This window comes from Dawidia cretensis (assembly GCF_018598175.1).
GTDB classification, from domain to species: Bacteria; Bacteroidota; Bacteroidia; order Cytophagales; family Cyclobacteriaceae; genus Ohtaekwangia; species Ohtaekwangia cretensis.
This window is the reverse complement of the sequence record NZ_JAHESE010000001.1, coordinates 707,847-721,782: the sequence shown is the minus strand read 5'-3', so window position 1 is coordinate 721,782 and position 13,936 is coordinate 707,847. Positions and strand designations below refer to the sequence as shown.

At 52.0% G+C, this 13,936-nt stretch carries 13 protein-coding genes and 1 pseudogene; 5 read left to right on the top strand and 9 right to left on the bottom strand.

Annotated features, from left to right (window positions below; translation table 11 throughout):
- Positions 1-49: 49 nt before the first annotated feature.
- Positions 50-1,435 (bottom strand): serine hydrolase, encoded by a 1,386-nt coding sequence (locus KK062_RS03170; protein ID WP_254082781.1) that lies wholly within the window; start codon positions 1,433-1,435, stop codon positions 50-52.
- Between the two features lie 56 nt (positions 1,436-1,491).
- On the opposite strand from KK062_RS03170, the gene KK062_RS03165 reads away from it, so the two are divergent.
- The 3 genes from KK062_RS03165 to KK062_RS03155 all read left to right on the top strand — a co-directional run bounded on the left by KK062_RS03165 (position 1,492) and on the right by KK062_RS03155 (position 3,781).
- Positions 1,492-2,055 carry a hypothetical protein gene (locus KK062_RS03165; RefSeq protein ID WP_254082780.1) on the top strand — a complete coding sequence of 188 codons (564 nt, stop codon included), beginning with the start codon at positions 1,492-1,494 and terminating at the stop codon, positions 2,053-2,055.
- Between the two features lie 47 nt (positions 2,056-2,102).
- Positions 2,103-2,633 carry a HEAT-like fold family protein gene (locus KK062_RS03160; protein WP_254082779.1) on the top strand — a complete coding sequence of 177 codons (531 nt, stop codon included), beginning with the start codon at positions 2,103-2,105 and terminating at the stop codon, positions 2,631-2,633.
- 77 nt (positions 2,634-2,710) lie between these two features.
- A complete protein-coding gene (locus KK062_RS03155) occupies positions 2,711-3,781 on the top strand; it encodes a serine hydrolase domain-containing protein (protein ID WP_254082778.1) in 1,071 nt (356 codons plus the stop codon).
- A 192-nt stretch (positions 3,782-3,973) separates the two neighbouring features.
- Here KK062_RS03155 and KK062_RS03150 read toward each other — a convergent pair whose 3' ends face one another.
- The 4 genes and pseudogenes from KK062_RS03150 to KK062_RS03140 form a co-directional block, all read right to left on the bottom strand.
- Positions 3,974-4,525 (bottom strand): REP-associated tyrosine transposase, encoded by a 552-nt coding sequence (locus KK062_RS03150; RefSeq protein WP_254082777.1) that lies wholly within the window; start codon positions 4,523-4,525, stop codon positions 3,974-3,976.
- Between the two features lie 290 nt (positions 4,526-4,815).
- The gene (locus KK062_RS03145) at positions 4,816-5,559 is read right to left on the bottom strand and encodes a c-type cytochrome (RefSeq protein ID WP_254082776.1); all 744 of its coding nucleotides are present in this window, start codon (positions 5,557-5,559) and stop codon (positions 4,816-4,818) included.
- Positions 5,560-5,568: 9 nt separating this feature from the next.
- Positions 5,569-5,652: pseudogene (locus KK062_RS31215) on the bottom strand (hypothetical protein); the annotation flags it as partial.
- Positions 5,616-7,013 carry an outer membrane protein assembly factor BamB family protein gene (locus tag KK062_RS03140; protein WP_254082775.1) on the bottom strand — a complete coding sequence of 466 codons (1,398 nt, stop codon included), beginning with the start codon at positions 7,011-7,013 and terminating at the stop codon, positions 5,616-5,618. The pseudogene KK062_RS31215 and the gene KK062_RS03140, both read right to left, overlap by 37 nt.
- Before the next feature lie 176 nt (positions 7,014-7,189).
- On the opposite strand from KK062_RS03140, the gene KK062_RS03135 reads away from it, so the two are divergent.
- A complete protein-coding gene (locus KK062_RS03135; protein WP_254082774.1) occupies positions 7,190-8,518 on the top strand; it encodes an APC family permease in 1,329 nt (442 codons plus the stop codon).
- Between the two features lie 28 nt (positions 8,519-8,546).
- On the opposite strand, the gene KK062_RS03130 is transcribed toward KK062_RS03135, so the two are convergent.
- From KK062_RS03130 to KK062_RS03115, 4 genes are all read right to left on the bottom strand, one after another.
- Positions 8,547-9,395, bottom strand: coding sequence for an NmrA family NAD(P)-binding protein (locus KK062_RS03130; RefSeq protein WP_254082773.1), 849 nt, complete (start codon positions 9,393-9,395; stop codon positions 8,547-8,549).
- A 75-nt stretch (positions 9,396-9,470) separates the two neighbouring features.
- The gene (locus KK062_RS03125; protein WP_254082772.1) at positions 9,471-9,689 is read right to left on the bottom strand and encodes a permease prefix domain 2-containing transporter; all 219 of its coding nucleotides are present in this window, start codon (positions 9,687-9,689) and stop codon (positions 9,471-9,473) included.
- Between the two features lie 3 nt (positions 9,690-9,692).
- Positions 9,693-10,028, bottom strand: a complete 336-nt coding sequence (locus KK062_RS03120) for a PadR family transcriptional regulator (RefSeq protein WP_254082771.1) — start codon at positions 10,026-10,028, stop codon at positions 9,693-9,695.
- Between the two features lie 159 nt (positions 10,029-10,187).
- Entirely contained in the window at positions 10,188-11,708 is a 1,521-nt protein-coding gene (locus tag KK062_RS03115; protein WP_254082770.1) for a sulfatase family protein, read from the bottom strand.
- Between KK062_RS03115 and KK062_RS31030 the strand changes: the two genes are divergently transcribed.
- Positions 11,707-12,768 carry a DinB family protein gene (locus tag KK062_RS31030; protein ID WP_369075164.1) on the top strand — a complete coding sequence of 354 codons (1,062 nt, stop codon included), beginning with the start codon at positions 11,707-11,709 and terminating at the stop codon, positions 12,766-12,768. The genes KK062_RS03115 and KK062_RS31030 overlap by 2 nt on opposite strands.
- Positions 12,769-13,936: the final 1,168 nt, after the last annotated feature.

The following is a 13,936-nucleotide window of genomic DNA, read 5'->3' as shown; positions in this document are numbered from 1 at the left end:
TACGGCGAAAAAACCATTCCCGACACACCGTCGCTACCTGTGGCAACATCTACTTCTCAAACAAATCATACGAGGGCCATGCACCCCTCATTAAAATCTGTTCCCGGACAATCGTATACAATTCCTGAAGAATCCGATTATAATTATCCTCCGTGCGCGTATTCGCCAGGACCACAAAACTAAACGTATTGTCTAACCGCACCAGAAGCGATGACGTCCCCGGCAGCGAACCGGAATGCACCCAGGAGTTGTCTTTAAAATACATCGTCTGCAACGACGACGATACGATATCGGGTACATGTGTCCCCCGATCGATACGCACCATAAAACGCGCCAGGTCCGTTGCCGATGCCACCCAGCCACCATGCGCGTCCATGCGCGCAACGTTCATGCTATACGGACTGAACTCAGTCTGATAATACTTCACCTCCCCCGGCAGCCGCGCCTCCCATGTATTACCGGCGATCTGCATGTCCGTTATACCCATGGGCGCGAGCATCGCTTTCGTATAAGCTTCATAGGACTGCCCGGTAACCTTCTCGATTATGCGTCCCAGTACGCAATATCCAAAGTTGAGATACTCGTCATGCGCGCCGGGAGCATATGCCAGCGGTCGATTCGCCAGGAGGTCGCTGATCAGCTGCGCCTGTGTCAGGTTAACCGCACGAAACATGGGATCATCGGGTAAGTTGATCCATCCCGAGGTATGATTCAACAAGTGCCGTACGGTGATCTTGTCCTTGTCCGAACCCACCGGCGGTGCACCGAAGTCATTGCCCAGGATGCCATTGGCACCAACGACAGCATCGTCCAGCGAAAGCGTGCCCGTTTCCGATAGTTTCAGAATGGCAATGGCCGTGATCGGTTTTGATAGGCTGGCAATGCGATAACGATCGGCATTTGCAGCCACCTGGTTTGCTTCCTTGTCTGCGTAACCGTACGATTGCGCGTAGACAAGTCGTTCGTTGCGAACGATGGCCAGTGACACCGCAGGTATGGAAAGCTCATTCATTTTAGCCATCAGTGCATTATCCAGTGTGGTGAACGGCTCGTTCGCAAGAAATGTCACTTCCTCGCCGTACGCGATGCCCGTACCATTGGTGGCATAGGCGCGCACATAGTAGGTCGTGCCCGGCACGAGGTCGGTTAACAGACTGACAAAGCCACCCTCGCCCGTGCCATCGTCCGTTTTGGTGAGCAGATCAGCCGTGGGATTGTGCTGCGTGCTCCATACAACGCCACGCGAGGAAACGGGCGATCCGCCCGCGTCAGCGACGGTACCGCCACCCGTCGCGGAAATTGGCGTCACGTCGGACATCGACGATGTCTCGACCGTTGCAAACGCCCCGGGCCCGGGGTCATCCTGGCAACCTCCCAATAGGCCGGCGCTGAACGTGACAAAAAGAACAAAGCGAAACAGGTGTAGTGTTTTCATGTATCAAAGATGCGGTGTCTTGTAACGCAACACAAAAAAAGTCCGTCCACGAACATGTGACAATACCCCTTTCGGGGAAATTTTCAGGTGAATGCAAAACACCGGAAGTTACCTGCATCAATCTTTCGGTATTATTGGAAGACAAGATTATGCGACTGTTAAGCCCCATCAATATTCTGAATGCGCTCGCTGTGCCCGTGGCCTTGTTGTTGGTGCTGATGATTTTGTTCTCCACAACCGACTACAAACATTCAAGCTCGGCAAACATCGTAGCATTCATTTTTTTGCTTGTCCTGGTCGCCTGGATGTACGGTGTGATCAATCGAACATATGATCTATACTACGATCAGCAATTTGTATACCTGAAAGGATTCCGAAAAAATAAATCGGTACCGTTGGCCAGTATCAAGCGCATCGCTCACGTCCATAATATGCAATTGAATTATCGCGCAATGTTGATCGACGGCATGCGCTTCGATCGCTATTCGATTGCTTTCGATCCCGCGATCGACCTTGACGATCAGGAAATATTACTGCTCAGAAAAAAAGACCTCGAGCTGTTTATCGATGCCGTACGTCGCTGCAACAAACACGTAGTCATCCACTGGAAGAACGCCTGACGCTACTGGTAACACGGCACGATTTTTACAATACCCCTTTGTAAACTATGGACCAGTCGTTGACAACGTTGCTCATGCGCACTAACCGCCAAAACAAGGTATTGCTCGCGCGCATCAAAGATCAGCTTTCCTTCGACTCGCTGTTTGAGCTTCTATACCACCATGAACGGCCTCTGGTACTCCGGGCGGCCGACGCCATAGAAAAGGTCACGGTCAAGCACCAGGAATTTCTACGCCCCCATAAGCTCGACCTGCTGCGACTGTTCACTACATCCGATCATCCGGAATTACGATGGCATTTGGCTCAACTCATCGTACGCGTTACATTGTTACCAGACGAAGCGAACGAAGTCTGGAAAATATTACAATACTGGACACGAAACCCCAACGAAAGCAAACTGGTCCGCGTGCACGCCCTGCAGAGCCTTTACGACCTCTCGCGCATATACTCCGAATTCCGGGATCCTTTCCAGGAGATCCTAACGGTCATCGCACACGAGCCCATACCTTCACTACAAGCACGCATACGGAAGCTCCACGCCAATCTCGAAAAGCAAACAGAGTTGACGAACGGCTAAAACTATTGCCCGTGTAAGAGCATCTTCACGACATGAAACACCGCTGCTCCCTTAGAAGCATCAAACGAGGCATATGCTTGTGCACATTCGCCCTACTCACATCACTGTCTGCCTGCCACGATGACAATCCCGCCATCAGCGGCGACCCCAAAGAACGGATAGTAGCACTAGCGCGCGAAAACAATCTACCCACACTTACAGTTTTAATTCAAAAAGATACCGGCACATATGCCCTTCATTACAAAAACCCACATGCCGATATTCAGGAAATCGAAACATATGGCATCGGCAGCACAACCAAATTTTTATCTGCCATTGTAATCCTGAAATACGTCGAACAGAATTACCTCCGGCTGGATGATCCCATCAACCACTATATCGCGGAAAAAGATCTTACCACCATCTCCTGGTTCTCCGCCATCACATTACGCCACCTATTGAATCATACCAGCGGCATTCCCGACTACACACAAAACCCAGCCTGGCTTGAAAGCGCCTTCAACGGCAATGCCCCGGCCACGACCCCCGAAAAAATTGCTCTCATCCCATCCGACAACAACTATGCACTCGGACAATTTCGCTACAGCAACAGCAATTATATTCTGCTCCAACAAATCCTCGAACAGGTAAGCGGTCAATCCGCTCAGAAAATATTCAACGACTTTTATACGTCGATAGGCCTACGCGACATAACACTCGATACGGGCGACGTATACGGCCAGGCCTTCTACGCTGAAAACGCCCTATCCTCCCGGAACGTCTCCACGTGGCAGGAACACTATGGCTACGATGGTGCCGCCTACGCTTCCGCAGATGATCTTGCCACCCTATTAAAAAAAGTATTCGTCGAGAAAACCATTCTCCAGGAAGAAAGCCTGACCGCGATGACCACCTGGACCACTATGGGCGATCGTTCACTACGTTATGGCGAAGTCACCATCGACCGCTACGGTCTCGGCCTCACGCAATTCCAACTTGGCGACCGCATCTTCATCGGTCATCCCGGCGGCACTCTAAAATACCAATCCTTTGCCTTTATTGAACCCGCCACCGGCACCACCTTTATTCTCCTAACCAACGGTGCGGGACCATATTATACAAAAGCATTCTTCTCAAGCATCCTGAACGAGGCTATTAAAATCTTATGATATTAAATTATATCTGCCATCGCTGTCACTGCCATGTTCATCAATTCCGAGGCTGTTGTCGAAGCCCTGGCGCAAGTGTTAGCACCAAGCGAAGCGGAGGTGCGCACTTGTGCCTTGTATGGTTGCAGTCTCCGACTGCATTCGAGTATGCCTGATTCAACCGACAATCGTGCGACGAAAACAAACGCTTTTTTAAATCAAAATAACATCAATCAGCCCTTTTGAAAACCCAGCATAGGTCATAGCACTGCTATGCAAGTAATGTTCTGGCTGCGAGACTATTCCAGCCTCAACTGGATTATTATGAATGTACTCCATGCGCTGATATAATTTTTCTTCTGTGTTAAGCTCTATGGGGTGGCTATGATGCTGCCAAAATTGATACTGCTCATTACTTCTGTTAAACTTCCCTTCCTTTTTAAACAGCCACATCAGTAAATCACGGCGGCTTTCTTGTTGATTATTCTTGATAGCGTCAATGAGCCGCGAGGCTGTGTACTTTTTTATGTCTCGCATGATGTCCGGAAGCTCCTGTTCACCACGTCTGGCAATGATCATATGAACATGGCTGCTCATGATGCAATAAGCGTATAGTTCCAGTCCTTTATTCTTTTGACAATAACGAAGGCTATCTAAAAAAATATCTTTGTATTCCTGGCGAATAAAGATATCGAGCCAATAGATTGTGGTGAATGTTACGAAGTATACGGCTTCCTGGTCCTGAAATTTGTATTTGCGACTCATGTGAAAACGGTTGGTTTAGCTAACGGTTGGATCAAGATAACAAATAGTTTCGTGCTCTCGAAAGGCGTCGTCGTTTTTGACTGTGTGTTTTTTGGGGTAATTGATTGCGACAATGGAGTTTCTTGAATTCCGTTTGTCGAAGCCGAAAAGTAGCCATCCAACGTCGTCATACACCAAGGCAGTCGGAGACTGCCGCCATACTGGGCACAAGTGCGCACCTCCGCTTCGCTCGGTACTAACACTTGCGCCAGTCACCGTCGACACCCGATACATCCGCACCATTCCGACGGTTAAGGCAACGCAAACGCTACATACGAATCACCCGACTTCGTACCCAGCTTCCCGCCGCCACAGGCAATAACGATGTATTGTTTACCATTCACTTCAAACGTAGCCGGTGTAGCAAATCCCGGAGCGGGCAGGGAGGCTTCCCACAACAATTCGCCCGTGCGTTTATGGAATGCTCTTAACTTTCCATCCTTGGTCGCACCGATAAACAACAATCCCCCTTGTGTCACCACTGGGCCTCCGTAGTTTTCCGTACCGGTAATCGTGGCCCCCAATGCTTTCATCTCCTCATCTTCCCCTAATACCTTTTTCCACACATGCTCGCCGGTATTTAGATCGATAGCCGTAAGCGTACCCCAGGGCGGCGCAATGGCGGGTAATCCTTTCGGTGTTACAAATTTGTTATACCCCGAAATGTTATAGCGCAACTTCCGAAACTCTTCTGCCGACGATAACTGTTTTTCGTAAGGCCGTTCCTGCCGCTTTTTCAGGTTAAGAATGTACACCGCAATAGCATTCTTCTCTTCCGTGCTGAGATGTTGAAAGCCAGGCATCATACGCCGTCCGGTATTGACAAACTCCACCAGCGTCTGCGGTGTATATTTCTTACTTACTTCTAACAATGAGGGATAATTACCACTCCCCTGCCGGTTGGTGCCATGGCATGCCATACAATGTTGCCGGTAAAGGCGTTGCCCGGCGGCACCATAGTTCTCGATGGCCTCCCTCTTTTCAGCATCAAGCATGTGCAGCACCCACGGCATTTCGTTGGCGTTGACGTACAGTACTCCCGTTGTCGGATCTACCGCAGGGCCACCCCACTCACCACCGCCATCCAGTCCGGGGAAGATGATGGTCCGTCTTTGGATTGCGGCATAAACATACGCCCGGTGTGCAGCTTGCGTAATTTTTCGCGCAGGGCCTGTTGCTCTTCCGATGGCAAAAAAGGATTGATATCCTTTTCGGTAAAGGTCTGTCGAATGAACGGCGCCGGCTTTTGCGGTATCGGCTGCGTCGGCCACAGCTTCTCGCCTTCCAATTGCGTCACGGTATCGACCGGTGTTTCGACGATGTCAAAAAGAGGTTCCCCGGTTTCGCGATTAAACAAAAAAACAAAGCCGGTCTTCGTCGTCTGCACGACGGCGTCGATCTTTTTACCCCCGTGTGTTACCGTAACCAGCACCGGCGAGGACGATGGATCCCAATCCCACGTATTGTGATGTATATATTGAAAGTGCCACAGACGCCGGCCCGTGTTTGCATCTAAAGCCAACAGGCAATCGGCATAGAGGTTGGAGCCGGTGCGCTTGCCACCATAGAAATCCATGGACGCAGAACCGGTCGGCACATAGGCAACGCCACGCGCGTGGTCGATGGTCATGCCCATCCAGTTGTTGGCGCCGCCGGTCAGCGTATAGGCGTCGGGGTTGTCCCACGTTTCATGACCGGGTTCTCCCGGTTGCGGGATGGTGTGAAAGATCCACTTTAGCTCGCCGGTGCGCACATCAAACGCGCGGATATGACCTGGTGCGGCGTCCATCGCTTCGGATACGCGCGTTCCCGTCAGGAGCAGATCTTTATAAATAGACGGAGCCGATGTATGCGTGATGAAGAGCTCTTGAAAAGCCTCGCCGAGGCCCGTGTGCAGGTCCACCTGGCCATCGCGGCCAAAGCTCATGATGCGTTTGCCGGTCGTGGCATCGACAGCCTGCAAAAAAGGACCCACGGTGTAAAAGATACGGCGATCGTGCTGACCGTCGGACCAGTACGTTACGCCGCGGTTGTTGTTGAGAATAAAGTGTCCGGTCTTATCCCCGGCAATCGTGTCAAAAGGTGTATACCGCCACCGCTCCTGTCCCGTCGCCGCGTCTACAGCAAACAATGTCAGCTTCGGCGAAGTGCCATACAATACACCGTCTACAATAATGGGGTTACATTGTATCTGCGAATGTGCTGCCGTGTCGGTATCGCCGGCATGGTACTGCCAGGCCACGCGCAGCTGGTCCACGTTGGCGGTATCGATCTGGGCCAGCGACGAATATTTGTTACCTGAGAAATTTCCGCCTACGACATTCCATTGGGAATAGTCGTCGGCAGGCAGGCTGCACCCATACCACGCCGGCCACAACAGCAATAATAGATAGAACAACGTTGGTCGGGCGGCGCGATGCCGGGGGTGGCAGTAGGGGTGGGACATCATGGCTGGTATAGGTTCCGGAAACGATGGAATATACTTCTTTTCGACTTCCCCGGAAGTTAGTCGCGATTGCCCCGGCAGTTTTTGGCCTTCAGCGGCAAGCCCGTGAACGATAATTTATATTTTGTAGTTATAGAAACCTTACACAAACCCATACCCTATGCGGTTAAACCTTTACCATGGCTGAACAGGCGCAAGATCGGCGGCTGGGACTGCTGCAAGCCACTGCCATCAACATGACCGACATGGTCGGTATCGGCCCGTTCATTACCCTACCCATGGTCATCGCTACCATGAACGGCCCTTATTTCTTATACGCCTGGCTGGCCGGCGCATTTCTGTCGTGTATCGACGCCATGGTTTGGAGCGAGCTGGGCGCCGCCTTTCCCCGCGCCGGAGGCTCTTATAACTTTCTCAAAGAAACATACGGCACCCGCGGTCCGGGGAAGATCATGAGCTTTCTGTTTGTATGGCAAACCATGATTCAAGCTCCCCTGGTTATTGCTTCCGCCGCCATAGGCTTCTCCGACTATTTCTCGTACCTCGTTCCCCTCTCGCCGATCGCCGCGAAAGCCCTCAGCGGTACCGTCGTCGTCGCCATTGTCTTCCTGTTGTTCCGCCGCATAGAAGCCATCGGCAAGATCAGCGTATTCTTATGGGTAATAGTCATTGGCACTATGCTGTGGATCATCGGGGGTGGTATTGCCCACGGCAACTTCATCGCACCCCTCCAACACATCAACGACGGCGTAACGTTTAACTTTGCATTCGTCGCCGCCATTGGCTTTGCCTCTGTCAAGACGGTATACAGCTACCTCGGCTACTACAACGTATGTCACCTGGGTGGTGAGATTATCAATCCTGCGCGCAACATTCCCCGCAGCATGTTCCTCTCCATTGCCGGCATTTTCGTCTTGTATATGACCATGAACATCAGTGTCGTCAGCGTTATTCCCTGGCATGAGGCCAAAGAAAGTAAATTCGTCGTGAGCCTCTTCATGGAAAGGCTACTCGGCCCGAACGCTGCCAACATCGCCACGTGCCTCATACTCCTGGTCGCCTTCGCATCCGTATTTTCAGCCACCCTCGGCTACAGCCGCATACCCTATGCCGCCGCGGCCGACGGGGCATTCTTCAAACCCTTTGCACGCCTGCACCCCCGAGGCAACTTCCCCTACGTGTCGATCTTGTCGCTGGGTGTGGTAGCCTTTGTCTTCAGCCTGCTGTTTAAACTACACGACGTTATCAGCGCCATCCTGGCCATGCGCATCCTCGTTCAATTTATTGGACAGGCTATCGGACTCTTACTGCTACGCGAAAAACGCAAGAGCTTTCCCTACAAAATGCCATTCTTTCCCATACCGGTATATATTGCCATTGCCATGTGGGCGGGCATCCTGATTTCAACCGGGTATAAAATGGTGGTTAGCGGTCTGACCGTCATTGGCCTGGGCATCGTGGTCTATAGTATCAAGGAAGCTATCGCCCGACGGCAACAACCATCCTGAATCTATTGTATGAACCCGGCGCGGGGCATTAAGCCTCCGGCGCCTGGTTCCATATACCCGTAGCAGCATTCTTGCGCACAAACTCTTTAAAGTCGGTTGGCTTGCGCCCCAGGGCACGCTCCACGCCATCGGAAATATACTCGTTTCGGCCGTCCAGCACCTCGGTAAATAAATAGCGCAACAACCAGATCAAATCGTCAGGCAAGCCATACTGTCCCAATGTCGACGCATACGACTCCATCGGGATCTGTTCAAACACGATCTCTCTACCGGTGGCAGCAGCAATCTCCTGCATCGCTTCACGAAATGACAACAGGCGCGGCCCCGTCACTTCATATACCTGGCTATCGTGACGGCTATCAGTCAACGCAGCCACCGCCACATCGGCAATATCGTCTGTATCAATAAACGGTTCCTTCACATCGCCCGCCGGCAATGCCACATATCCCGCCTGAATCGGATCCGCCAAATGCCCTTCGCTAAAGTTTTGATTAAACCAGCTGGCCCGCACGATCGTCCAGCGCATACCGGCATCGATCACCACCTTCTCACACAACTGGGCTTCCGTTTCACCGCGTCCCGACAACAGCACCACCTGTTGCACATTGTTTTGTTTCGCCATCTGCGTCAGGGCATGAATAGCTTCCACGGATCCCGGCACGGCCAGGTCTGGCTGAAACGTAATATACATCGCCTGTACACCCTCCATCGCCGGCTGCCACGTCTGCTGATCATTCCAATCAAACCGCGTCTTTCCCGACCGCGACGCCGCACGCACCCCATACCCCAACGCCTCCAGCCGCTGCACCACCCGCGCCCCGGTCTTACCATTACCCCCAATAACCAAAACTGTCTTTGTTTCTTTTGTCGTGTTCATAAAGTTTTAATGTTTAAATGATACACCAAAACTACTTTCCCCTGGAGCGGGGGAATAGAACAAAACCGACAACCTTCAAGAGGTAATGGCCTTCTTGTGCCGGACAATACCCGGCCGAAAAAGTAACAGCACGTCGATCATAAACTGCCGCGACGCACGGCGTGCTCCTCGCTGCATCACCCGTTCATGAAATATTTCCATCAAATCGCCCTCGATATGGCGAAGCAATTGCGGGTTGCAGTACCAGCGAAAAAAACGCAGAAAGAGATGCGGCGGCCGGGGCGTAGGCTTCATATGCTATCCCGAAATTTTAAAGGCAATCTTCGGAATAGCATTCCAAAGCTCCTCGCGCGTGCTCCGCGTATATTCCATCGCCCGCTTGCCCAGGGCGGTAATTTGCAAGTACTTCTTGGGGCGACCCGCCCGCTCTTCGGTGGCCTCGCCTTCAAACGAGCGCAGGTAGCCTTTGTCTTCCAAACGCTTCAGGGCCGTATGCAAGGCCCCCATGCTTACCTTGCGGGAAAGCCTGGTTTCAATTTCCTTCTTAATGGATACGCCGTAGGCCTCATTGTACAGAACGCCTACGGTCAGCATGACGATCTCTTCGAACTCGCCCAGCTGGTATTTCTTCATGGCGACAGAATTATTTCCTAAACGTAGTATAATTATTGTGCCAAAAAGATAAATGCGTTTGGCCGGGAAAAAATAGCCATTGTGTGTTATGTACTGGCCGATAACGAACAATCACCGGACGGTTTTTTTTACGCTACACGTCGTGGAATATATCGGAGGCTACCGAAGCTTTTGTCCGGCGACCACCGCATCCAATGCGCGTTGCATACGCCCGGCTTGCGCTGGCAGTTTCTCTGCTAAGTTTTGTCTTTCACCAGGATCACGCTCCAGGTCATATAGCTGGCCAACATTCGAAAGGCCGTGCTCAATCTTCTTGTTATCCATCCAGGTAGGCGTCGCTCCGGTGAACGGCTGTATATATTTCCAATGGCCTTCGCGCAGCGATAGCGTAAACGACTCTTCGATCATCGCCTTGCGGCCGGTGGGATCCTGACCGAGCCAGGCATCTAATTGATTTTCGCTGTCAATATTGTCGACGGCCGGCGCGTGGACTAACGCGGCGAGTGACGCCACCAGGTCCACCTGCGTAAGCAATGCATCCGATACCTCGGGCTTGACGTGCCCGGGCCACCACACAATGGTTGGCACACGTGTACCCGCCTCGTAGGCGGAATATTTACCACCTCGAAAAGGACCGCCGGGTGTGTGATCGCCAATGCGTTGTACGGCCTCGTCGGCATAGCCGTCGTCGAGGACGGGTCCGTTATCACTGGTGAAAATAATGAGTGTGTTGTCGGCGAGGCCTTTTTGTTTAAGAGCCGCGACGATCTGCCCGACCACCCAATCCACCTGGGCGATGGCATCGCCACGAGGACCGAGCGTACTCTTGCCTACAAAGTCGGCGTGCGGCATACGCGGAACGTGAATGTCGTGGAACGAATAAAACAAAAAGAAGGGTTTGTCCTTCGCACCGTCGATAAAAGCCAGCGCCTTTTCGTTGAATACATGTGGGAAGTCTTCGTCCACCCAGTGCGCGCTACGGCCACCTTTCATGAAGCCGATGCGACTTACGCCGTTCACCACGGTGTTGCTATGCTGTGGATCGGCATTCATCTTGGGTGAATCGGAATGAACGGCCCCGGTATCTTCGAACGGCTCGCGATAGCTTACGCTAATGGGGTCCGTGGGATCGAGGTTTACAACGCCTCCGTCTTCGACATATACCGTAGGCACACGGTCGCCCGTGGCGGGCAGCAGGAAGGAATAGTCAAAACCTACTTCGTTGGCGCCTGGAGCGATATGGCGGTTCCAGTCAATGTGGCCGATACCTAAGCCCAAATGCCATTTTCCCACTACCGCCGTGGTATACCCCGCCTCACGAAGCATACCCGGCAATGTATGGTGCGCAGTATCGATCAGGAGTGGCGCATCGCCGGGTAAGATGGCGGCTTTATTGCGGAAGGCATACCGGCCGGTCAGTAACGAATAACGCGAAGGCGTGCACGTAGCCGCGCCACAGTGAGCGTCGGTGAAACGTATACCTTGACGCGCCAGCGAGTCAATGTTGGGCGTGGCGACACCGCGCGCACCGTAACAGCCTACGTCGGCGTAGCCCAGGTCATCCACATAAAAAACGATGATGTTGGGTTTGACGGGTGGTGGCGTTGTGGGCGATGCGCAGCCGGCCAGTAGGGTAATAAGGGCTATTGACGCGTGCAGAATGGTGTGACGTGCTTTCATGCGGAAAAAAATCGAAGATACAAAAAGATGGTTATGCCGCATGAATTGTACAGCCGCGGCGCATCATCCCCCTGCAATAGTCCTTTTTGCACCGCGCAAGGGCGGGCGGTTCTTCGGAGCTTTGTTTCATACAAAACGCATTACCATGGACATCATACACCTCCCCCACGACATTCAACTTGTAACACTGCAGGCTACTTCGTTCCCCGACGGCATCCAGGCTACCTTTGATGCCCTTAAGGAAATGCTTGGCGACATGCCCACCCAAACGTTTTATGGCGTATCGCATGCTGATCCTCAGGGACGTATCTTGTATTACGCCGCCGCGAGCCTGGCCGACGCGCAACAAACCGTACCGGGTACCAAATCCTTTACTATTCGCAACGGGAATTTTATCTCTTTACCCGTGCGGCAATGGCGTGAAAATATTCCCGCGATAACAACCACCTTTCATACACTGATGCAGCACGCAGACATCGACCCTGACGGGTATTGCCTGGAGGAATATGGCTGCGACACGATGCGCTGTTTTGTACCGCTGCGCCCGGGACATGTTCCTGCACAGACCGTATCACTCACGAAACGAATTACAGAAGTGCTGGATGATTTTTGTGAAACGTTGAGCAAGTTTACAGATGCACAACTAAATCAGGCACCTTCCGAAGGGGGTTGGAACGCAGGACAGGTAGCGGAGCATATTTCCATTTCAATCGAAGCTTTGCCCGATGGCCACACGGCGGAGGCCAACCGGTTCATCGACGAGAAGGTGATTCCTATTAACGATGTTTTTCTGGACTTCGAAGCAAAATATGAGTCGCCGGAGTTTGTATTGCCAAAACAGGTGACGCATGATAAAGCAGCGTTAATAAAGACGTTACGTGATTTAGCGGAAAAGCATGCAAAGGCGGCAACCGATCTCGACTTAACTGTATTGTGTATGGACTTCGAATTTCCGACGTTGGGATATATGACGCGTTATGAGTGGCTGAATTTTTTTGTTGTGCACACGCAACGACACCTGCGGCAATTGAAGAATATTTATCGGTCGCTGAATGCTTAACACCCCTAAGCTTGCGCTGGTTACCCGAGATTACTGGCGCAAGCGCTGGCATCTTGTCTGTTGCGGAATCCAGATTTGCCTGCCCCGCGACTGATATAGCATAACTGTAAATCTTCACTTCCGACTTCTCTGCAGCAGCCTCTTTCAGGGTGTACACATACTGCACCTCCGGCTCGCGATACCCCTCCGACTTCTTCTCGATGCCCGCCAACGGCACTTCTTCAATCACCATTTCGTCCATCACCTGCACTTCTTCTTCCCCCATCTCGCCAGCTCCAACTCCACCGCCAAACGCATCATCTTTCCCGCGCAATGCCAGGATCTTCGCCGCGCCAAAGCGTGGCACTTCTTCAATCCTTCCACTCTCCCGAAATGCTCCATATTCAATACCGATCGACAACATCAACGTCCACCGATCATCCGGCGGGAGTACATCCATGGTTAATTCCAGTACAGAACTTTTCATTCCCTTCAACGATGGGTTCCAATCTGTTGAAATATCGATCGAGTAAAATGACTGATCATACCATGTGGGCGGTAAATACTCTTTAGCGGCCACATCAAATGTCACATCCGGCACAATACCGAGTGTTACCGTCAGACGAAACATCGCATGGTTGTTTTGTGGGAAATAATTAATATCACGCATAAGCTCCGGAATTTCAATACGCGCCGAGCGATTGGCGCGATCCAACGTGTAGTATACCGGCGTGCGAGCAATGGAGTCGAAACTGGGGGCCTTTTTGGTGGTTGAAAATCCTTCGAGCATGCGCGTGTGTTCGGAAAGCGTAATACGACGGCGTCCCCATTCGCCGGTGCCGTCGCGCAGTTGTACCTGGCGCATGATACTGTTGATATCGCTGCCGAAATTATAGTCCGACAAGCGCCGGAGTTGGAGCATCGCCATCCGCACATAGCTGCCGTGGCGCGAGCAACCGCCAAACTCTGACATGGTCCGGCGTGTATTTTTAAAACTGGGGCTTGTTTTTACTTTTTCGGCGCTGGGCCCGCCCTTGCGACGAACGACAATCTTGTCGACGCCACGCATGCGGTAAGCACTGAGCATGTCTAATTTACCAGTAAAGGCAAATGGTCCTTCGAGAAAAGGCATAGTGAATTGTTTTTAGGGTAACGAGAGGGATTTTCGACAACATTTAATATTGTAACG